The 22178-nt window shown below is 67.4% G+C and carries 15 protein-coding genes; 12 read left to right on the top strand and 3 right to left on the bottom strand.

The genetic code is table 11. The features are described from left to right. The first annotated feature begins 191 nt into the window (after positions 1 to 191). From V5F63_RS08260 to V5F63_RS08225, 8 genes are all read left to right on the top strand, one after another. Complete coding sequence (locus V5F63_RS08260) at positions 192 to 2600, top strand: TonB-dependent siderophore receptor (protein WP_509210825.1); 2409 nt, start codon at positions 192 to 194, stop codon at positions 2598 to 2600. A 367-nt stretch (positions 2601 to 2967) separates the two neighbouring features. After that, the gene (locus tag V5F63_RS08255) at positions 2968 to 3690 is read left to right on the top strand and encodes a response regulator (RefSeq protein ID WP_209488603.1); all 723 of its coding nucleotides are present in this window, start codon (positions 2968 to 2970) and stop codon (positions 3688 to 3690) included. After that, positions 3687 to 5009 (top strand): ATP-binding protein, encoded by a 1323-nt coding sequence (locus tag V5F63_RS08250; protein ID WP_394102012.1) that lies wholly within the window; start codon positions 3687 to 3689, stop codon positions 5007 to 5009. The genes V5F63_RS08255 and V5F63_RS08250 overlap by 4 nt, the downstream gene beginning before the upstream one ends. Positions 5010 to 5087: 78 nt before the next feature. Continuing rightward, complete coding sequence (locus tag V5F63_RS08245) at positions 5088 to 6731, top strand: efflux RND transporter periplasmic adaptor subunit (RefSeq protein ID WP_394102013.1); 1644 nt, start codon at positions 5088 to 5090, stop codon at positions 6729 to 6731. 8 nt (positions 6732 to 6739) lie between these two features. Beyond that, positions 6740 to 9976, top strand: a complete 3237-nt coding sequence (locus V5F63_RS08240; RefSeq protein ID WP_394102014.1) for an efflux RND transporter permease subunit — start codon at positions 6740 to 6742, stop codon at positions 9974 to 9976. A gap of 12 nt (positions 9977 to 9988) precedes the next feature. Then, a complete protein-coding gene (locus V5F63_RS08235) occupies positions 9989 to 10363 on the top strand; it encodes a hypothetical protein (RefSeq protein ID WP_394102015.1) in 375 nt (124 codons plus the stop codon). A 53-nt stretch (positions 10364 to 10416) separates the two neighbouring features. Beyond that, a complete protein-coding gene (locus tag V5F63_RS08230) occupies positions 10417 to 11877 on the top strand; it encodes a multicopper oxidase family protein (protein ID WP_394102016.1) in 1461 nt (486 codons plus the stop codon). A 171-nt stretch (positions 11878 to 12048) separates the two neighbouring features. Continuing rightward, entirely contained in the window at positions 12049 to 13098 is a 1050-nt protein-coding gene (locus V5F63_RS08225) for a DMT family transporter (protein WP_394029882.1), read from the top strand. Between the two features lie 402 nt (positions 13099 to 13500). Here V5F63_RS08225 and V5F63_RS08220 read toward each other — a convergent pair whose 3' ends face one another. Continuing rightward, the gene (locus V5F63_RS08220) at positions 13501 to 15222 is read right to left on the bottom strand and encodes a sigma 54-interacting transcriptional regulator (RefSeq protein ID WP_394102017.1); all 1722 of its coding nucleotides are present in this window, start codon (positions 15220 to 15222) and stop codon (positions 13501 to 13503) included. Between the two features lie 493 nt (positions 15223 to 15715). Between V5F63_RS08220 and V5F63_RS08215 the strand changes: the two genes are divergently transcribed. Continuing rightward, positions 15716 to 16618: a LysR family transcriptional regulator gene (locus tag V5F63_RS08215; RefSeq protein WP_394102018.1), complete on the top strand. Its 903-nt coding sequence runs from the start codon at positions 15716 to 15718 to the stop codon at positions 16616 to 16618. Between the two features lie 71 nt (positions 16619 to 16689). Here the strand turns inward: V5F63_RS08215 and catA are convergent, their stop codons facing one another. Further along, entirely contained in the window at positions 16690 to 17616 is a 927-nt protein-coding gene (gene catA / locus V5F63_RS08210; protein WP_394102019.1) for a catechol 1,2-dioxygenase, read from the bottom strand. Between the two features lie 42 nt (positions 17617 to 17658). Next, on the bottom strand, positions 17659 to 18843 hold the full coding sequence (locus tag V5F63_RS08205) for a muconate/chloromuconate family cycloisomerase (protein WP_209488594.1): 1185 nt from the start codon (positions 18841 to 18843) through the stop codon (positions 17659 to 17661). 315 nt (positions 18844 to 19158) lie between these two features. On the opposite strand from V5F63_RS08205, the gene V5F63_RS08200 reads away from it, so the two are divergent. The 3 genes from V5F63_RS08200 to V5F63_RS08190 all read left to right on the top strand — a co-directional run bounded on the left by V5F63_RS08200 (position 19159) and on the right by V5F63_RS08190 (position 22111). After that, positions 19159 to 19986 carry a transporter gene (locus V5F63_RS08200; RefSeq protein WP_394029773.1) on the top strand — a complete coding sequence of 276 codons (828 nt, stop codon included), beginning with the start codon at positions 19159 to 19161 and terminating at the stop codon, positions 19984 to 19986. A 104-nt stretch (positions 19987 to 20090) separates the two neighbouring features. Beyond that, the gene (locus tag V5F63_RS08195) at positions 20091 to 21158 is read left to right on the top strand and encodes a Rieske 2Fe-2S domain-containing protein (protein ID WP_394029774.1); all 1068 of its coding nucleotides are present in this window, start codon (positions 20091 to 20093) and stop codon (positions 21156 to 21158) included. Continuing rightward, positions 21155 to 22111 carry a PDR/VanB family oxidoreductase gene (locus V5F63_RS08190; RefSeq protein ID WP_394102020.1) on the top strand — a complete coding sequence of 319 codons (957 nt, stop codon included), beginning with the start codon at positions 21155 to 21157 and terminating at the stop codon, positions 22109 to 22111. Before V5F63_RS08195 ends, V5F63_RS08190 begins: the two co-directional genes overlap by 4 nt. The last annotated feature ends 67 nt before the right edge of the window (positions 22112 to 22178 follow it).

Raw genomic sequence — 22178 nt, 5'->3', positions numbered from 1 at the left:
AAAAAATCGCAGGCGCCGCTGCAAGGTCACCGGCGTCGCTTCGTCCTTGTCTTCGAAGGTCCTGAACGGCGGCGCGCTGGTGGGCCGGCCTGACGGAGAGAGAGACGATGGCGGCGGGATGGGATCGGCGGTGGCAGGTGGATGGGACAGCTGGGCGGACGGCTTGGCTTTCAGGAACCGCCGTGTGCGCCATGCTGGCGATGATCTACCCCGGCCCAGGGCGCGCGCAGGAGGGCGCACCTGGCATCACCTTCAGCATTCCGGCACAGGACCTCGGGAGCGCGCTCACGACATTCGCTGACAAGGCCGGCCTTCGCCTGCTGTTCCCGTCAGATCTTGTGGCCGGACGCCGCGCGCCGGGACTCTCCGGCACCTATTCGCGCGATGCCGGGCTGGCACGCCTGCTGGCGGGTACGGGCCTGGTCTACCGCTTCACCAGCTCCAATACGGTGACCATCGCAGCGCCTCAGGCGCAGGGCGCAGCCGGCTCCGGCGAGGCTTGGCTTGGCACCGTGGATGTGGAAGGCGATGACGCCCAGCAGGTGGTGGCGCTCGAGACGTCGGCCGGGACCAAGACCGAGACGCCGCTCATCGACACCCCGCAATCCATCAGCGTAGTGACGCGGGCGGAAATGGACCAGCGCGGCGTGCAGGATTTCAATTCTGCCGTGGCTTACACCCCGGGCGTGCGGGCCGTGGACTATCCCGGCGGCCAAGGGATGCCGGACATCTACATTCGCGGCTTCCGCGCTATCGATCAGAATGCCAATTACCGCGACGGCCTGCGCAACGGCTTCAACAACTATGACAGCGATATCGAGGTCTATGGCCTCCAGCGCCTGGACGTGGTCAAAGGGCCGACTTCGGCTCTCTACGGCGCAGGCACCCCGGGTGGCATCATCGACGCCGTCACCAAGCGCCCGACGGCCACGCCGTTGCACGAGATCGAGATCCTCGGCGGCAACTACGACCGCATCCAGGGCGCCTTCGATATCGGCGGGCCTGCGACCGAAGACGGCACCTGGCTCTATCGCGTCACCGGCCTGTTTCGGGACAGCGGCACGCAGATCGACTACTCCCCAGACAACCGCATCTACATCGCTCCCGCCGTTACCTGGCAGCCGAACGCCAATACCTCGCTCACCCTGCTGGCGAACTACCAGAAGACGGAAAAGGGCGGCTCGGAGCAGAGCATCCCCATGGCCAACAGCCTGTTTCAGCTGGGGCCGAAGATATCGCCCAGCCTCTATCTCGGTGCGCCCGGACTGAGCAGCTGGAACGTCGAGAACACTTCTGTCGGCTACGAGTTCAAGCACACGTTCGACAATGACTGGCAATTGGTACAGAACGCCCGGTACGCCCACGCCGATGTGGACTACAACACGGCCTGGGGCTGGGACTGGCCTATCGCGGTGGTAGACAACAAATATTACAATGTCGGCGTGCAGTTGCGACCCAAGGTTTCGGACAGCTTCCTGATCGACACCCATCTCTCCCGCCATTTCCAGACCGGGCCGGTGGCACACAAGATCCTGCTCGGCGTCGACGGGGGATGGTACAACGCCAGCGAAATCCGAACGAATTCCACCAACTACAACGCCATCAACATTTTCGCGCCGAACTATAATTTCATCTATACGTTCGGCCGCCCCTGGTCGGATACGGAGAGTACCATCTCCCAGATCGGGGTCTACGCGCAGGATCAGATGACAATCAACAACTGGTTGCTCACCTTGAGTGGACGCCAGGATTGGGCGCGCAACGAGGAAGCAAATTATTACTCTCGCACCATCCTCGCAGACTACGGCTTTACGGACGAAGTTGTGGCGGCCAACTATTCCGCTTTCACATGGCGTGCGGGCCTGGGGTACAAGTTCGACAACGGCGTGATGCCCTATGCCAGCTACGCCACCTCCTTCCTGCCGGTGGCTGGGACGGATTTTCAGGGCCGGTCGTTCAAGCCAACGACCGGCGAGCAGTACGAGGCCGGCATCAAGTATGAGCCGCAGGGCTGGCGGGCCATGTTCACGGCGTCGGTGTTCCAGATCACCCAGCAGAACGTGCTCACCACGGATCCCATCAACGTGGGCTATTCGGTGCAGGACGGCGAAGTGCGCTCGCGAGGCATCGAGCTGGAGGCCAAGGCGAACGTCACCGCTAACCTCGATATCATCGCCTCCTTCACCTATCTCGACACGGTGGTGACGCAGGACAATCCCAACGACGCCGGCATAAGCAAGGTGGGCACCGCGCCGTCGGGCGTCCCGCACAACAGCGCCGCTCTATGGGCCTACTACACCTTCTACGAGGGAACTCTGGATGGGCTCGGCATCGGCGCCGGCCTTCGCTATGTCGGCAGTTCTTGGGCCGTCATGAACGATGCCAATGGCGGGCAGATCGCGATCCCAGGCTATGCGCTGGTGGACGCGTCTCTTCGCTACGACCTTGGCAAGCTCGATCATCAGCTACGCGGCGCCACCTTCTCGCTGTCGGGAACAAACATCTTCGACACGGAATACTACACTGCCGGCTTCTACTGGAACTCAGTGATCTACGGCACGCGCCGCACCGTCTACGCCTCATTGAATTATCGATGGTAGGAGCAGGGCGGCAGCAGCGAGTTCGATCTGCTCCAGGCAAGCTGAAGAGCCTGCACTTCGGTGAGACTGATCTGCGCGCCGAACCTACGCAGCCAGCGCGCAGGCTATGGCGGGCGCGATCCGCGAAGCGGAACTGACTTGAAGCACTTCGGCCGGCGTCCGGGACGCCGGGCGCCGGCAGCTGCTTTTCCATGGTAGCTTGGCGCGTCCGCCTCAAGCCCTGACACTGGGGCGAACGGAACCGGCAGACCGCCCTCATAGGTTGTCACCCTTCCGCCCCACCGACACCGACGCATACTTCCGGCGTGATGACGGTTGCGAAGGCTCGTCGAAGCTATAGAAATGCGGCTCCGAGGAGCGAGCGACCGTGTCCCCCGAAGGCCACATCCTCATCGTTGACGACGATGCCGAGATCCGGCGCCTGGCCGGCAAGTTCCTGCGCGAGCACGGGCACAAGGTGACGGCGGCGCACGATGCCCGCGAGATGCGGGAGGCGATGGCCGCCGGCACGGTGGACCTCGTGATTCTCGACGTCATGCTGCCGGGGGTGAGCGGGCTCGATTTGTGCCGGGACATCCGCCGCACCTCGAGTGTGCCCATCATCATGCTGACCGCCCGCGGCAGCGATGTGGACCGGATCGTCGGGCTGGAGCTGGGTGCCGACGATTACCTGGCGAAGCCCTTCAACCCGCGCGAACTGCTCGCCCGCATCCATGCGGTGCTGCGGCGTATGCAGCCCCAAGGGACCGGCACGGGAGCGGGCGCGGCGAGCGGCGGGCGGCTCGCCTTCTCCGGCTGGACGCTCGATACCCGGCGGCGGGAGCTGACCAATCCGGGAGGCGCCATCGTCGATCTTTCCACCGGCGAATACGACCTGCTGCTGACCTTCCTCGAACACCCCCAGCGGGTGCTGACGCGCGACCAGTTGATGGACGCGGCCAAGAACCGCATCGCCACCGGCTTCGACCGGGCGATCGATATCCAGGTGAGCCGGCTGCGCAGGAAGCTCGATTCGAGCGGCGGGCCGGAGATGGTCAAGACGGTGCGCGGGACCGGCTATTTCTTCGTCCCGGAGGTGGCGCGCTCATGATCCGCGCCATCGACAGTCTCGCCCTGCGGACCGCAGTCGTGGCCGTGCTCGGAATCGTTGTGGTCCATGTGCTGAGCCTGTGGACCTACGAACATGCCATGGAGCGCGAGCGACATGCGGCACATGCCGTCCGCCTTGCCGACCAGGTCGTGGCGCTGCGCCGGTCACTCGCCGCCGCACCTGCGGAGCGTCGGGAGGAGGTGGCCCATGCCCTGTCGGGGGGCGCCATCGATGCCCATTGGGGCCGCGAGGCCATGGCCGCGACGGGGCCCCACGCCGACCCATCCGCCCAACGCCTCGCCGCCGAGGTGCGCGCGCTCGCACCGGACCTTGCCGCAGCGGACATTCTGGTCGGCGCCGGGCCCGATCCGCACCTCAGCCTCGTGGCCGTGCGCCTGCCCGACGGGAGCTGGCTGAATGTGCGCCTGTTTGCCTCCGTGCCGCAGACCGCCGGGGGGCACGGCTCCCTGCTCTCCACCACGCTGATGGCGGCGGGGGTGCTGCTCCTGTCCCTCGCCATCGCCGCATGGCTCACGCGGCCTTTGCGGGCCATGGCGCGCACCGTCGCGGCCCTTCCGCCGGATGCGGCGCGCATTCACCTGCCCGAGACGGGACCGAAGGAGGTGAGGGAGCTGGCCCATGCCTTCAACGGCATGCAGGCGCGCATCGCGGGACTGGTCGAGCGGCGCACCCAGGCTCTCGCGGCCGTCTCCCACGATCTGCGCACGCCCATGACGCGCCTACGCTTCCGCCTCGAGGATGTGAGCGACCCGGCGCTGCGCGACGCCATCGCCGGGGATGTCGCGGAGATGGAGCAGATGGTCGAGGCCACACTCTCCTACCTGCGGGGCGAGGCGAGCGAAGAGCCGGTGCGGCCGCTCGATCTTGTGGCTTTGGTGGAAACCATCGTGGACGACGCGCGGGACCGGGGCCTGCGGGCCGGTCTTTCGGCCCCGCCGCGCCTGGTCGTCGAGGGACGACTCGTCAGCCTGAAGCGGATGGTGGGCAATCTGGTGGAAAACGCGCTCGCCTATGGCGGCTCCGCGCATGTGTCCATCATGGACGAGGAATCCGATACCGTCCTGACGGTGCGGGACGAGGGACCGGGGATTCCAGAGGACCAACTGGCCGCCGTGCTTGAGCCCTTCGTGCGGCTTGAGGCCTCGCGCAGCCGCGCCACTGGAGGCGTCGGGCTCGGCCTCACCATCGCGCATGCGGTGGCCGAGGCGCATGGAGGAACGCTGGCCCTCGCCAACGCCCCCGGCGGCGGCCTCGTCGCCATGGTGCGCCTGCCCAAGGTCCAGGCTGAAACAAACTGATACAGAAGCGATACGCGGCGTGACGCGCCCCACGCTATCGCTCTCCCGTACCGAAATCGGCAGCGGACGGGTCGAGGCATGGGGCGTCATTTTCTGCGGAAAGCCGTGTTCGGCCTGTGCGGGCTTCTCGCCGGCGCGGTGCTGTCCGGCCCCGCTGCGGCCCACGAAGGCCACGACCACGGTGCGCCCCCGCCGCCCGGGGTGACGACGCTCGCCCCCCGCGCCGAGGCGACCTCGGCCGATTTCGAGCTGGTGGCGGTGCTGCGCGACGACACCCTCACCATCCACCTCGACCGCTTCGCCGACAACGCCCCGGTGGAGGGCGCTGCCATTGAGGTGGACACGCCTGAAGGATCGCGACCGGCAAAGCCCGCCGGGCCGGGCGACTATGTGCTGCCGGCTCCCTTCGCCGCCAGTCCGGGCGCCCACGACCTCGCCTTCACCATTACGGCCGGCGACACGGTGGACGTTCTTGCCGCCACCTTGACCGTCCCCGCCGCCGCTCCGACACCGTCCGAGACGCAAGCGCCGGCGGTGCTGGCGCAGCTCGGCGGGCTGCGGGCGGACCTCCTCGCAGGCATTCTGGCGGGCCTCCTCATCGGCTTCCTGGCCGGGGCGCTGGCCATGTCCCGGCGGCGGGCGGGCGCGCTCCTCATGCTCGGTTCGCTCGGCGTCGCGCTTGCCGGCGTCCCGCAGGGGGCATGGGCTGCGGACACGCAGCCCCCCGCCCGCGATGCCGCTCAGCGCCTCCCCGACGGCTCGGTGATCGTGCCCAAGCCCACCCAGCGCCTCCTTGGCGTGCGCACCCTCGTCACCGCCGCAGGCACCTTTGCCGGCACCGTCGAGCTGCCCGGCCGCGTGGTGCCGGACGCCAATGCCAGCGGCCTCGTCCAGACCGCCGTGGGCGGGCGCCTCGCGCCGCCGGAAGGTGGCTTCAAGCCCCTCGGCACGAAGGTCGCGGCCGGCGAGATCCTCGCTTATGTGCATCCGCCCATCGGCGCCTCCGACCTCAAGGACCTGGAGCAGCAGGGCTACGAGCTGGACCAGCAGATCGCTATCGTGAAGCGGCGCTACGAGCGGCTCTCGACCATTCCCAACGCCGTCACCCGCCGCGAGGTAGAGGAAGCGGAAATCGAATTGAAGGGGCTCCAGACCCGCCGCGCCCGGCTGGAGCGGGTGCAGCGCGAGCCGGAGGCCCTGCGCGCGCCGGTGTCCGGCGTCATCGCCACCGCCGATGCCGTGGCGGGGCAGATGGCGGACCCGAACACGGTGGTGTTCCGCATCGTCGATCCCCGCCGGCTGTGGGTGGAGGCGCTCGGCTTCTCGCCGGATGCCGGGCGGTCCGGTGCCACGGGACGCCTGCCCAACGGGCGGAGCGTGGCCCTCGCCTTCGTGGGCGCGGGGATATCCGACCGGGCACAGGCCCTTCCCCTCCTGTTTTCCGTCGCCTCGAATACCGGGGAGCTGCGCCCAGGCCAGTTCCTGACGGTCTTCGCGGAGGCCGGCGCCCCGCGCATTGGCATCGCGATCCCCCGCTCTGCGGTGGTGCGCGGGGCGAACGGCCAGCCCATCGTCTATGAACACGTCAGCGCCGAGCGCTTCATGCCGCGCGAGGTGAACACGGAGCCCCTCGACGCGTCCCGCGTACTGGTGCTGGCGGGCCTCGCCGCCGGCCAGCGCGTGGTCACCGACGGCGCCGAACTCCTCGACCAGATCCGCTGAGGCCCGCGATGTTCACGGTCCTCGTCACCCAGTCCCTGCGTAACCGCCTGCTGGTGCTCGCACTCGCGCTCGTTCTGGTGGTCTACGGCGCCTATGCGGTCACGCGGCTGCCGGTGGACGTGCTGCCGGACCTCAACCGGCCCACCGTCACCATCATGACCGAGGCGGATGGCCTCGCCCCCGCCGAAGTGGAGCAACTCGTCACCTTCCCGCTGGAAACGGCCATGAACGGCCTGCCCGGCCTCGTCCGCCTGCGCTCGGTGTCCGGGGTCGGCCTCTCGGTCGTCTATGTGGAATTCGACTTCGGCACCGACATCTTCCGCAACCGCCAGCAGATCGCCGAGCGCCTCGCCCTCGTGCGGGACCGGCTGCCGGCGAACGTCGCCCCGCAGGTGGGCCCCATCAGCTCCATCATGGGCCAGGTCCTGATGTTCGCCGTCACCAGCGACACCGCATCGCCCATGGCGGTGCGGGAGGCGGCGGACTTCGTCATCCGCCCGCGCCTCCTCGCCATCCCCGGCATTGCGCAGGTCATCCCCATGGGCGGGGAGGTGCGGCAGTTCCGCGTCTCGCCGGACGTTTCCGCCATGCGCGCCTACGGCATCACGCTCGATGCGCTGGAAAAGGCGCTCTCCCAATTCGGGACCAATTCCGGCGGCGGCTTCGCCGACCAAAGCGGGCGGGAATTCCTCATCCGCAACATCGCCCGCACCCTGAGCCTGGACGACCTGAAGACTCTCGTCCTGCCGCGCCCCGCCGGCGGCACCGTCTTCCTCCACCAGATCGCGCAGGTGGATTTCGCCGCTCGCCTGAAGCGCGGCGATGCCGGCTATATGGGCCGGCCTGCCGTGATTCTCTCGGTGGAGAAGCAGCCGGAAGCCGACACCCTGGCCCTCACCAATGCGGTGGAAGAGGCGGTGGCCGACCTCAACCGCGCGCTGCCCGACGGCATCCGCATCTCCCCGCCCGTGTTCCGGCAGGCGGACTTCATCGCTGCCTCCATCGGCAATGTGGAGAAGGTGCTGCTGGAAGCCATGGCGGTGGTGGCCGTGGTGCTGTTCCTGTTTCTTCTCAACTGGCGCACAACCGTCATCTCGCTCACCGCCATCCCGGTGTCGATCCTGGCCACCGCGATCGTGTTCCACGCCTTCGGCCTCTCCATCAACACCATGACGCTGGGCGGCCTCGCCATCGCCATCGGCGAATTGGTGGACGATGCGGTGGTGGATGTGGAGAACATCTTCCGCCGGCTGCGCGAGAATGCCGCCGCCGCGGCGCCCCGTCCCGTGTTCGACGTGGTGGTGGCGGCGAGCCGGGAGGTGCGCTCCGGCATCGTCTACGCGACCCTCATCATCGTGCTGGTGTTCGTGCCCCTGTTCGCCCTGCCGGGCATCGAGGGGCGGCTGTTCGCCCCGCTGGGGCAGGCCTATATCGTCTCGATCCTCGCGAGCCTTCTGACCTCCATCACGCTCACGCCCGTGCTCGCCTTCTACCTGCTGCCGGCCCTCAGCCGCCATGCGGAAAGGGACGGCGCGCTGGTGCGCCTGCTGAAGGGCGGCTACGCGGCGTTGCTCTCCACCGCCTTCCGCCACCCGCGCCTCGTGATGGCGGGAACCGCCTTCCTGTTCGTCGCTGCGCTGGCCGCCGCCACGGGCCTGCCGCGCGCCTTCCTGCCGCCGTTCAACGAGGGCTCGCTCACCATTTCCATGTCGTTCCGCCCCGGCCTCTCGCTGGCCGAGAGCCACCGCATGGGGCTTGTTGCCGAGACGCTGATCCTGGACGTGCCGGAAGTGAAGGCGGTGGCCCGCCGCACCGGCCGGGCGGAGCTGGACGAACATGCGGAGGGCGTGCACGCCTCCGAGATCGAGGTGGACCTTATGCCGACGGCCCCGGTCTTCGACCGACGCCGAGAGGGCTTCGCTCAGGCGCCGCGCGGGCTAACCCCAATAGACGATGAGATTGACTCGTCGTCTATTGGGGTAAGCCCCGCCGCCCGAAGCCGGGCCGAGATCACGGCGGATATCCGCGACCGCCTCGCCGTTCTGCCGGCGTCCTTCAACGTGGGCCAGCCCATCTCCCACCGGCTGGACCACATGCTCTCCGGCGTGCGGGCCGAGATCGCCCTGAAGCTGTTCGGCGACGACCTCGACACCTTGCGCGCAACGGCGGAAAGCCTGCGCCAGCGCCTCGGCGCCATTCCCGGCCTCGTCGACCTGCAGGTGGAGCGGCAGGTGCGGGTGCCGGAGGTGACGGTGCGCGTGGATTACGGCCGCGCCGCCCTCCATGGCCTCCAGCCCGCGCAGGTGACGGACGCGCTGGCGCGACTCTCCAACGGGCGCGTGGTCTCGACCCTCGTGGACGGCAACCGGCGCTTCGACCTGATCGTCCGTCTGCCCGAGGCAACGCGCAGCGCCGAGGGGCTGGCCCGCCTGCTCATCGAGACCCCATCCGGCTGGGTGCCCCTCTCCCAGGTGGCGGACGTGAAGGAGACGGACGGGCCGAACCAGATCCTGCGCGAGGGCGGGCGCCGGCGCATCGTGGTGCTCGCCAACACCTCCGGCGGGCGCGATACGGCGGCCATCATCGCCGACATGCGGCGCGTCATCGCCGCGACGGACTTGCCGTCCGGCATGTCCACGAGCCTCGAAGGCACCTTCGCGGCGCAGGAGGACTCCATGCGCACCATCGGCGCGCTCGCGGCGGTGTCGCTGCTCCTGGTCTTCGCCATCCTCTACAGCCGCTACCGCTCGGCGCTGTTCGCGCTGGTCATCATGGGCAGCGTGCCGCTGGCCCTCATCGGCGCGGTGGTGGCCTTGTGGCTGGCCGGCCAGCCACTCTCGGTGGCGAGCATGATCGGCTTTGTGACGCTGACCGGCATCGCCGCGCGCAACGGCATCCTGAAGATCAGCCACATCATCAATCTCGCCATATCCGAGGGCCTGCCGTTCGGCCCGGCCCTCGTCATGCGCGGGAGCCTCGAGCGGCTGACCCCGGTGCTGATGACCGCCACGTCCGCTGGCATCGCCTTGCTGCCGCTCATGAACGGGGCCGAGGTGCCGGGCAAGGAGATCCTCCACCCGGTGGCCGTCACCATCTTCGGCGGCCTCGTCAGTGCCACGCTGCTCGATGCCGTGCTCACCCCCGTCCTCGTCCTTGTCTACGGCCGCCGCCCGCTGGAGCGGCTGGTGGCGGCGGTGGGCGAGGCCGGCCCCAACCCGGCCGCCGCGCGCGCGGATGCCTTTTGATCGGAGTGCCCCATGATCTTCCGCCCCCTTGCGTCGGCCCTCATCGCTCTTCCCCTTCTCGCGACGCCGCTGCTCGCGCACGAGCCCGGCACCGGCGCCCACGGCGGCGTGCGCGTGGATGCGGGGCATTATCATGCGGAACTGGTGGCCGACGGGACGACTGCCGTCTCGCTCTATCTCAGCGACGGCTCCGACAAGTCGGTTCCGGCGGACGGCTTCAAGGCCAATGCCATCCTGGTGGTGGACGGCAAGGCCCAGCGCTTCCCCCTCACGCCCGCCGGCGGCAGCCGCCTTGCCGGGACCGCCCCGGTCGCCGTGCCCAAGGGCGTTAAGGGCGCCGTCCAGCTCACCGCGCCCGATGGCACCACGGCCCAGGCGAAATACTGAACTCAATCCCTGCCTTGCCTCGTCTGCCCGGCGACGCACCCAGGAGGCCGACCATGACCCGACCTGAGCACCCGTCTTCCCTGTCCCGCCGCACCCTCCTCGCGGGTGGCGCAGCCGCCGGCGCGCTCGCCTTCTCCGGAGGATGGAGCCGCGTCCGCGCCGCCCCGCTCATCACCGTGGAGAGCCTCACAATCGACGTGAACGGCAAGGCGGCCAAGGTTTTCGCCGTCAAGGGCCCGGCCGGCGAAGGCATCTTCGCGAAGGAGGGTGATCGCCTTACCGGCGCGGTGCTCAATGCCTCGCAGGCGCCGGCGGTGATGCACTGGCACGGCCAGATCTTCGCCCCGGCGGATCAGGACCGCGCCCGCCCCCACGGCGGCGAACTCGCGCCCGGCGGGACGGACCAGGTGGACTTTCTCCTCACGCCCGGCACCCACTGGATGCATTCCCACACCCTGAGCGAGCAGCAATTGCTCGCCGCTCCGCTCGTCACCCGCGAGGCGGATGCGGGCGATGCGCAGGACGTGGTCTTGATGCTGCACGATTTCTCCTTCCGCAGCCCCGAGGAGATCCTCGCCGGCCTCGGTGGGAGCAGCACCCACGGCAGCCACGGCATGGGCGGGACCATCAAGGGAATGTCGGGGATGGCCAAGCAGGGAATGAACCATTCCGGGCATGGCGCAGGCGGCGGGATGGGCGGCGGGATGATGACCCATGCCAATGATGTGGACTACGACGCCTTCCTCGCCAACCGCCGCACCCTCGGCGATCCCGACGTGGTGCGGGTGGAGAAGGGCGGACGGGTGCGGCTGCGCATCATCAACGGCGGCACCGCCACCGCCTTTTTCATCTCGGCACCGGGCCTCTCGCCGCGCTGCATCACGGTCGATGGCGTGCCCTGCGCACCTCTTCTGGCGGAAGCCTTTCCGCTGGCGCAGGGCCAGCGCATTGACTTGATGATTGATATTCCGGCTGGTGGCGGTGCCTTCCCCGTGCTGGCACAGGTGGAGGCCTCGCGGCGCCGCACCGGCCTTGTTCTCGCGACCGCCGGGGCGTCCGTCCCGCGCATTCCCGAGGCCGCCCAGCGTCCGCAGGGGCTGCTCGACCTCGACTTCGAGGCGCGCCTTTCCGCCCGCAAGCCGCTCGCGCGGCGGAGGGCCGACAAGGTCTTTCCGATCATGCTCGGAGAGGAGGCCGGCTACCGCTGGACCATCAACGGGCGGACCCATGCCGAGGCCGAGCCCTTTGTTGTGAGCCCCGGAGAGCGGGTGGAGATGACCTTCATGAACCCCACCGGCATGAGCCATCCCATGCACCTGCACGGTCATCATTTCCAGGTGGTCGGCATAGGTGGGAAGCGCTTCCCCGGGGCGGTGCGCGACACCGTGATGGTGCCCCCGCACATGCCCGTCACCATCGCCTTCGATGCCGGGCCGAAGGGCGAATGGTTCCTCCATTGCCACCACCTCTACCACATGGCGACCGGCATGATGGCGGTGCTGAAGGTGGCCTGATCCCGCAGAGGAGAGACCATCATGCACTACGATCAGATGATGAGCGGCGGCATGTGGGGGATGTGGCTCTTCGGCCTCCTCATCCTGGCGCTGGTCGTGCTCGGCATCGCCGCGCTCATCACGTATCTCGGGCGCTGAGGGCGACGCACTGCCCGCAGAGGATAGGGTCGAATTGTGAAGCTCGGTGTCGTCTTCGCCCTTGTCTCGGCTGCGCTGTTCGGCACGAGCACGCCGCTTGCCAAGCTGCTTCTCGGCGCCATCGATCCATGGATGATGGCCGGCCTGCTCTACCTCGGGGCAGGGGCTGGCCTCGCCGCCGTCCACCTGTCCCGAGCCGCGCTCCGGCTGCCGGCGGTGGAAGCGCCGCTGCGGCGGACCGATGTGCCATGGCTCGCGCTGGTGATCCTCGCCGGCGGCGTCCTCGGCCCCCTGCTGCTCATGTTCGGCCTTGCCCGGACCGATGGGGCGAGCGCATCCCTTCTGCTCAATCTGGAAGGTGTGGCGACCATGGCTATCGCCTGGATCGCTTTCCGCGAGAATGTGGACAGGCGCCTCCTTCTGGGCGCGCTCGCGATCCTCGCCGGCTCTGCGCTGCTGTCATGGCAGGGCCGGGCGACGCTCGACCTCGGTGCCGCGCTAATCGCGGGGGCGTGCCTGTGCTGGGGCGTCGACAACAACCTGACCCGGAAGCTCTCGTCTGCCGATCCCGTGCAGATCGCCATGCTGAAGGGCCTGATCGCCGGAACCATCAATCTCGTGATCGCCCTCGGCCACGGGGCGGCCTTCCCTTCGGGCGAGGCCACCGCAGCGGCTGCCGTGGTCGGCTTCTTCGGCTACGGTATTAGCCTCGCTTTGTTCGTGCTCGCGCTGCGCCATCTCGGCACCGCGCGCACCGGCGCCTATTTCTCGCTCGCGCCGTTCGTTGGGGCCGTCCTGTCCATTGCCCTGCTCGGCGAGGCCATTACGTTTCAGCTCGTGATCGCGGGTCTACTCATGGCGCTCGGCCTCTGGCTGCACCTCTCGGAGCAGCATGAGCACGAGCACGCACATGAGGCGCTGGAGCACGAGCACCGCCACCGCCACGACGCGCACCACCAGCACGCCCACGATGCGGATACACCCTCCGGCGAGCCGCACAGCCACTGGCACCGGCACGCGCCGATGGTGCACCGGCATCCGCATTACCCGGACATCCACCACAGGCACGGACACGGCGCGTAGGCGTTCTGCGCGCTCGCTGCTCAGATCCTGCACCGAGTATGGGAGGCGGCCTGATCGGCCCTCGTCCCGTCTATTCCCGCGTGCTCCCGGCAGTCCGACGGACAGCGCCCTCAAGTCATCTCCCCGACTTTTGGGTCCTTTTGTTAACATCGGCATGATTGTAAAAAAAGTTCATAACTAATTTCATTTGGATTTCGGAGAAATGAGGCGCCTTCATCCGGCACCATTTCTTTAGGCGCCAACGTCAACCAATCGAACGAGATCGATGAATTGGCGCCCCTGCCCGACAGTGGGCGTCCGAAGGCATCGCCGAGGGTTAGGTTTCATTCAAACTCCGGATGCCAACGCTATTACGCGACGGGGGCGTAGTGGAAAGCCTCCGCTCGGCCGAGCCGGCGCGCGTCACTCGGCCGAGCGGTCCATCGCCTTGCGGATGCGGTATTCGAACTGGCCGCGTCCCATCTTCAGCATCCGGGCCGCGGCAGAGGCATTGCCGTTGCAGCGGCGCAAGGCGCGCTTCAGGAGGGCCTCTTCCAAGTCCTTGAAGGAGGTCATGTCGTCCAGCAGGCTGTCCACCGGATCGTCGACAGGAGTGTCGCCGGGGGCATTCCTGCCGGCTTCTTCGAGACGGCCGGATGCATCGATGCCGAAGAGCCGGGTGTTGATCTTCTCCCCACCCGCAAACAGGTGCTGGATGTCGATGCTGCCGCCCTCGTCGCACAGGATGACGGCGCGCTCGATCATGTTCTCCAGCTCGCGCACATTGCCCGGCCAGTCGTAGTTCCACAGCGCCTCGTGGGCATGGCGGGTGAGGCCGGCCACCGTCTTGCCGAAGCGTGCGCTGAATTGCTGGAGGAACAAGGAGACGAGAAGGGGGATGTCGCTGCGCCGGTCGCGCAGCGGCGGGATCGTCACTGGGAAGACGTTCAGCCGGTAGAACAGGTCTTCGCGGAAGCGGCCCGCCTCCACCTCCTGCCGCAGGTCGCGGTTGGCGGCAGCGATGATGCGCACATCCACCTTGCGCACGCGGGAATCGCCCACGCGCTCGATCTCCCGCTCCTGGAGTGCCCGCAGCAGCTTGCCCTGGGAGGGGAGCGGCAGGGTCGCGATCTCGTCGAGGAACAGAATGCCGCCATCCGCCCGCTCGAACCGCCCAGGGCGCGAGCGGTCGGCGCCGGTGAAGGCGCCCTTCTCCACGCCGAACAGCTCGGATTCCACCAGCTCGTCGGGGATGGCCGCGCAATTGATGGCGACGAAGGGCTTGTCGACGCGCGCGCTGATGGAATGGAGCGCCTTGGCGAACCGCTCCTTGCCCACCCCGCTCTCCCCGAGGAACAGAACCGTGCTGTCGGTGGGCGCGACGCGCCGAACCAGCCCCGCCACCGCGTTGAAGCCGGCGGAGACACCCACCATGTTGCCAAGGGCCGACGGCTTCGCGCCCGGCCCCGGCGCATCGCTCTTGGGGAGGCCGACAAATGTCTCGGCGTGGAGATAACTGGTGTCGTCCTCGGAGAGGTCGCTCCATTCCGCCAGCGGCCGGCCGATGACCCGGCAGTGCGAATGCCCCATGGCGCAGCATTCGATCTCCCGCCACAGGATGGGTATGCCTGTGATGGCGGTGCAGTAGCCGCTGGCATAGCCCACGATCATCCAGCAGGCCGGCGCGCCGCTGAGGCCGAGGTGCTCCAGATGGGCTTCGGCCTCCATGGAGAAGGTCCACAGATAGTCGCCCCAGAAGGTGCCGCGCTCCACGTCGCAGGTCATGCCGTCGATGGGCCTGTTGACGACGAAACCCTCCATCGCCCGCAGACGCGGACCCATAGAGAGCAGTTCCTCGATGGGGTGGTCGCCCGCGCTCTCGAGCACCCGCACGCCGTCATCATAGCCCTGCTGGTAGCCGAGGCGCGTCATGATCTCCCGCGCCTGGGGGATGCCGAGCCGCTCCACCAGTTCCCGCCGCAGCGCGGTGAAGGAGGAGGCGTGGAGCAGAAGCATCCTCTGGCCGAACAATGCGATCTGTCCCACATCGGGCGCAAAGCGGACATGCTCGGCCAGCGCGCGGTCGATCCAGCCCGCATAGCCCGGCTGGGCTGCGCTGCCACCCTGCTCCGTCTTGGCGTTCATCACTCCCCCTTGGGACAGCTTCTTGTTTGATCGCAAGCTTTCCATGAAAGCAGACACCCGAAAAGACCGGCTTTCTGAAATCCGGCAGTTGCCCTCCGACCCGCCGGCCGGCTGGCGGGCACCGATCGCCGGATCGCCTCGGTTTCAGGGCCGATCCTGAGTTGGCACCGAAGATGCTTAGAAAGCCTCCAAACGGGAGCGGGCCGCGATCGGCCGCGCATCCCAGAAAATGCCTCGATGAAATGAGGCGGGGAGGTGTTTCATGAGCAAGCAGGCCTTGAAGAACGATCCGTGCGACCGGCAGCACACCCGGCAGTCCCGCGCCCCGTCGCCCGCGCCGCGGGCTCCGGCGGCAATCCTGCGCGCGCGCCACGCCGGCTAGTCCCGGCGCGCCGGCCGCTGCCGGCCTCCTGTTTCGTCCGATGCGCGATGGACCTTCGCCCGTCCGGCCGGAGGCAGCGCCCCCGTATCTTCAATTTGCGGATGGAAATCAGTGGCCTCCCTTGCCAAGAGTCTCGACTTCAAGCGCCTCTGGTATTTCGTCGCGGCGGCCGAAGAGCTGAATTTCAGCCGGGCTGCGGCGCGGCTGAACATCGCGCAGCCGCCGCTCAGCCGGCGCGTTGCGCAGCTCGAACAGGACGTCGGAGCGGAGCTGTTCGACCGCAGCCGCAGCCAGATCCGCCTCACCCATGCCGGCGAGCTGATGCTGACCCGTGCCCGCGAGATCCTGGCGCTGGTGGAGCATACGGAGGAGGAGGTGCAGCGCGCCGGCGAGGGCCGATCCGGCTGGCTCCGCATCGGCTTCGTAGGCACTGCCACCTACGGCGTGTTCCCGCCCATCGTCCGCGCCTTCCGCGCCACCTATCCCAATGTGGAACTGGCCCTGTCCGCCATGAACAATGCGGAGCTGCGCCGCGCGGTGCTGCACCGGGAAATCGACCTCGCCGTTGCCCGGCCGAAGCTGGTGGACGACGACCTGAAGAGCGAGCCGATCGCGCAGGAAGACCTCATCCTCGCGCTGCCGGACGATGGCCGCGAGCGGCCGTTCCATCTCGCCGAACTCAGGCACGAAACCTTCGTGCTCTATCCGCGCCAGCCGCGGCCAAGCTTTGCCGATCTCGTGCTCGACACCTGCGCCCATGCCGGCTTCATCCCGGCCGAGCAGGTCATGGCGCAGGACTACCAGACGGCCATCAGCCTCATCTCCATCGGGGTAGGCATCGGCCTCGTGCCGAGATCGGTGGCGGAAGGCGCACGCCCCGGCGTCGTGTTCAGGGGTTACGAGGGCCACAACCCCGGCACCAGCCTGTCTTTCAACTACCGACGCTTCGAGCAGAGCGCAGTGCTCTCCAACTTCGTCGCTTTGGGCAAGAAGATCGCTGGAGGCAAGGCGTGAGCATGCGCGCTCCCGCCTTGCCTCGCGCCCCCATCCTTGCGGCCGAAGGTAAGGACCTTCCTACAAACGCTTCAGGCCGCCGCTCGCGGGCGGTTGATCTCGGTGGTCACCGCCCCCTCGACATCGGGCACCAGAGCGAAGTCGAAGCCGATGAGCGCGAAGGGCGCATTGAGCCCGCGCGCATGGACTTCGGCCGCGTCCGCCACGCGCGTCACATTCGGGATGAGGCCATCGCGGGTACCGAAGGCGAAGTCGGTGTGCAGGTACGCGTCGCCATCGATGTTGATCTGGGTGGTGAGCTTGCGATAGCCGGGCGCGCTCACGAAGAAATGGATGTGCGCCGGGCGCTCGGCGTGCCGCCCGAGGCTTTCGAACAGGAGGCGGCTCTGCGAGCCGGGCGGGCAGCCGTAGCCGGAAGGCATGATGGAGCGGAAGCGGTAGATGCCGTCCGCGTCGGTCTCGATGCGGCGACGCAGGTTGAACGGCACCTGGCTCGGATCGAAGTGGGAATAATTGCCCTTGGTGTTGGCGTGCCAGACATCCACGATGGCGCCCGCCACCGGCTTTCCGTCCGAGCCCGTCACGCGGCCCTCCATGAACAGAACTTCGCCCGCGTCGGAGCCGTCATCGAGCCGCGCCTCGCCCTTCTCGAGGGGCGCGCCTGCCACATAGAGCGGCCCCTCGATGGTGCGCTGGGTACCGCCCCCGATGCCGGCGAGACGCTCCGCCTCGTCAAGGCGCAGATCGAGGAAATGCTCCACCGCGAGGCCCGGCGCAATCAGGCCGAGTTCGTCCGACTTTCCGGCAGCGGCGAAGTAGGCGACGCCCGTCCAGAACTCGTCCATGGAGATGTCGAGATCGTCGATGGCGACCATGAGGTCGTGCGTCAGGCGATGGACGATCTCTTTGAGGCGCGGGTTGCCGCCTTCGGTATCGCTGCCGGCAGCGCGCCGCGCGAGGGTGTCGATGATCTTGCGATCGATGATGTTGCTGGGCATGGGCCTCTCCTGGGTCTTTATGTTGGAAGCGGGTGGGGTGCTTCAGCCCTTTTGGCCGGATGCGACCACGCTAAGGGTGCGGCGGGGTCCGTCGCGGCGGAACCGCGCGATCCTGTCTTCATCGAGCGCGATGCCGAGGCCGGGGCCTTTCGGCACCGTCAGCGCGAAGTCGCTGTAGTCGAGCGGCTCGGTGAGCATTTCCTCGGTGATGAGCAGCGGCCCGAACAGCTCGGTGCCGAAGGCGAGGCGCGGGAAAGTCGCGAACAGGTGGGCGGAGGCGATGGTGGAGACGGCGCCCTCCAGCATGGTTCCGCCATAGAGCGCGATGCCGGCCGCATCGGCGATCTCCGCGACCCGCGCGGCGGCGTCCAGCCCGCCGGACTGCTCGATCTTAACCGCGAACACGTCGGCGGCATGCTGGGCGGCGAGATCGAAGGCCGAGGCCGGGCCCTGCAGACTTTCGTCGGCCATCACCGGAACGATGCCGCGCGCGGTGAGGCGGGCGAGCGCGTCGACACGGGCCACCGGCTGCTCCACGAGGTCGCAGCCCGCATCGGCGAGCGCGGCGAGGCCGAAATTCGCTTCGCTCTCGCTCCATGCCATGTTCACATCGACCCGCACGCTGGCGCGCTCGCCCAACGCCGCCTTGATGGCGGCCACATGGGCCACATCCTGCCGCACGGGCTGACGACCGATCTTCAGCTTGAAGACGTTGTGGCGACGCCGCGCCAGCATCTCCTCCGCCTCGGCGATGTCGCGGGCGGTGTCGCCAGAGGCCAGCGTCCAGGCCACCGGGAGGCGCTCGCGGACACGTCCCCCGAGAAGCTCCGATACCGGCAGCCCGACGCGCTGGCCCTGCGCATCGAGAAGGGCAGTCTCCACGGCACTCTTGGCGAAGTGATTGCCCTTCACCGCTTTGGAGAGGGTCTCCATGGTTGCCCGGATGCGCGTGGGATCGCAGGTCGCCAGCACGGGCGCCAAGTAGGTGTCGATGTGGAGCTTCATGCTCTCCGGGCTTTCCGGCCCGTAGGCCAGGCCCGCAATGGTCGCCCCCTCGCCGGTGCCGATGATGCCATCCGACATATGCAGCCGCACCAGCATCAGCGTCTGCCCTTCCATGGTCGCCACCGAGAGGCGGTGCGGCCGGATGGTCGGCAGATCGACGAGGAAGGTCTCGATCTTGTCGATCGTGGGAGATTTTCGGGAGAGGGGCGCGAATATCGTCATGGTCCCGATCCTCCACGTTCGGCCGGAGAGAATCCAAAACCATCTTGGTCGGACACTATACCTTGACGCGAATACGGCAACCGTTGCAGTATTTTCTGTTTACGCGCCAGCTTTCACAAAGAAAAACGCCCACGCCTTTCGGCGTGGCGATGCCTGCCCATGCGCGCCCAGCGGAATCTCAGCCAGGGTATGAGGCCATACCATCTCGGTAATTGGCGACGTGCTTTGGCTCCAGTCTAATTCCAGGATAGCGGCACGGAGAGACATTCCCGCCTGCCGCACCAAATAACGACAAAATATTCGGGGATCCGCCAAATGAAGAAGATTGCAAGATTCCTCACAGGTGCAGGCATCGCTGCGGCTCTGTCGTCGCCGGCCTGCGCCGGCTCGGAAATCCTGCCCGGCATCAGCACCGGCATCGCCCTCGGCGCGCCGCTTCCCGAGGGCATCTATTCCATCACCATTCCCACCTATGGCGAGCGCAATTCCACCCCGCAGCAGGACGTGTTCGGCCTCGACACCGCCTGGCTGATCTGGTCGACGCCCTACACCTTCTTCGGCGGCCGCATCATGCTCGATACGGTGACGCCCTATGTGAACGTCAATCTCAAGAACGGCCCCAGCTTCTCCGGCGCCGGCAACACCATCATAGACATGCAGATCAAGTGGGATCTCGGCGGCGGCTTCTTCGGCGGCATCCAGGGCGGCGTCTACCTGCCGGTGAGTTCGGAGGTGGGGCGCAACGGCACGTCCTTCCAGGGCGTGGTCGCCTTCAGCTACCTCAAGGACGGCTGGAACCTCTCCTCCACCTTCATCTCCGGCACGGGGGTCGAAGGCATGGATGGCGGGCCCGCGTGGTTCAACGTCGATCTCACCGCTACCAAGACCTTCGGCAAGTTCGAGATCGGCGCCATCGCCTTCGGCTCCACGGACCTGAGCTCGCCCTTTCCCGGCTATGCAAGGCAGAGCCAGTTCGCTGTCGGCGGGCTGGTCGGTTACGACTTCGGGCCGATGAAGATCCAGCTGAAGTTGAGCCGCGACGTCTACGAGGACAATTACGGCGGCTACGACACGCGCGGCTGGGCCAACATCATCGTGCCCCTGTGGATGCCGGCGCCCCCCACCGCCCGCGCTGCCCAATGAGGGATGCCTGCCGTCTGTGCCGAAAGGGCTGCTGCGCCTCGGCCGCGCGCGGCGCGAAGGCCGAACCCCAAGTCTTGAACCAACATAAATCTAGGGAGAAGACGATGACGGAAACATTCCTGAAGAATGCCTGGTATTGCGCCGGCTGGGACAGCGATATCGGCATCGGCGCCAAGGATCTCGTTGTCCGCAAGATCGCGGGGCGCCCGATTCTCCTTTATCGCAAGCTTGATGGTGGCATCGTCGCCATGGAGGATCGCTGCCCCCACCGCTCCGCCCCGCTCTCGCTCGGCCGCAAGGAGCAGGATTCCATCCGCTGCATGTATCACGGCATGCTGTTCGGACCCGACGGCAAGTGTTCGCACGTTCCCGGCATGGCGACGGTGCCGGACGATGCGCGTGTGCCCTCGCTGCCAGTGGTGGAGCGCGACAACTGGGTGTGGGTATGGATGGGCGATCCCGCGAAGGCGGATGCCGACCTCATCTGCGAGGCCATCGGCCCCGGCAATCCGGACTGGATCCTCAAAACCAACAAGATCCAGATCAAGACCAATTACCGCCAGGAAATCCAGAACCTCGCCGATCTCAGCCATGTCTCTTGGGTCCATGAGATGACCTTCGGCGGCACCGAGGACTGGGGCTATATCAAGCCCAAGCACAATGTGACGCCGCGTGGCATCGAGACCAGATATTGCGTGCGTCAGGTGCCTGCGCCCGCCTTCGCCAAGCATCTCTTCCCCGAAGACGCCCGCTTCGACATCCAGGTGCATGTGCGCATGAGCGTGCCGTGCAACTTCATCCTGTCCTTCGCGGTCCACGAGGCGGGCGACGCCACATCCGGCCCCACCAACGGCCGCCTGCTGCTGGATACGTTCTCCAGCCAGGCCGTGACGCCGCGTGATGATGATTCCATTGACTATTACTTCTCCTGGGGCACCAGCAAGGCCACCTATATTCCCGGCATCGTCGATCTGATGCATACGGCGAACATGGAGGCCTTCCTCGAGGACAAGCGCATGCTGGAAGGCCAGCGCGAGCGCATGCTGGAATTCCCCAACGCCCCGCTGGTGGACATTGTGCACGATGCTGGCCCCGGCCGCATGCTGTTCGTGCTGGACAAGCTGCTGCAGGAAGAGAACGAGGCAGCAGCGGCGCGGGAAGCGGCACAATGACAGCCGCTTGGTTCGATGTCCGGGTCGTCTCGCGCGCTCTTGCCGCGCGGGACATCCTCTCTCTCGTCCTCGAGGCCGCGGACGGAGGCACCCTGCCCCCGTTCGACGCCGGGGCGCATGTGGACCTTCAGCTGCCGAACGGCCTCGTCCGGCAGTATTCGCTGTGCAACGCGCCAGCGCAGCCGGAGCGCTACCAGCTCGGCATCCTGCTGGAGCCGAACGGGCGCGGCGGATCCCTGAGCGCTCACCAGGACATTCGCGAAGGCGACACGGTGCGCATCAGCTCGCCGCGCAACCTCTTTCCGCTTGTGCCGGCCCCCCACGCGCTGCTGCTCGCGGGCGGCATCGGCATCACGCCGATCCTGTCCATGGCGGAGGACTTGAACGCGCGCGGCGCGCCGTTCGAGCTGCATTACTGCGTTCGCTCGCCGGATCGCGCCGCTTTCCGCGAGCGGCTCCAGGAGGCTCCGTTCGCCCCCGCCGTGAACATGCACTTCGATGACCTGCCGGAGACCATGCTGCTCCTACCGGAGGTGCTGGCGGCGCAACCCGTCGGCACGCACCTTTATGTGTGCGGTCCGGGCGGCTTCATCGATTTCGTCACATCCACCGCCTGCGCGGCCGGTTGGCCGGGGAGCCGCATCCACCTCGAACGTTTTGCCTCCGAAGTCCCCGCCGGCGACCGGCGGCCGTTCGAGATCGAGATCGCCGGCACGGGTCAGGTGATCGCGGTCAAGGCCGACCAGAGCGCGGCGACGGCGCTTGCCGCGGCGGGCGTCTTCATTCCGCTCTCCTGCGAGCAGGGCATTTGCGGCACCTGCGCCATGGAAGTGCTCTCCGGCATTCCCGACCATCGGGACATGTACCTGTCGCAGGACGAGCGCGCCGCCAACGACTGCTTCACGCCCTGCTGCTCGCGCGCCCACACGCCGCGCCTCGTGGTTCGGCTCTAGCCTTTTAAGAACGGGCTGATGCAGGCCGCGACACGCAGCCGGCACGCCCAGAACAAGACGGGAGGTT

This window comes from Xanthobacter wiegelii (genome assembly GCF_043193855.2).
In the GTDB taxonomy this organism is placed as follows: domain Bacteria; phylum Pseudomonadota; class Alphaproteobacteria; order Rhizobiales; family Xanthobacteraceae; genus Xanthobacter; species Xanthobacter flavus_A.
Note: the sequence above shows the minus strand (reverse complement) of the source record. Positions and strands in the feature narration are given on the sequence as shown.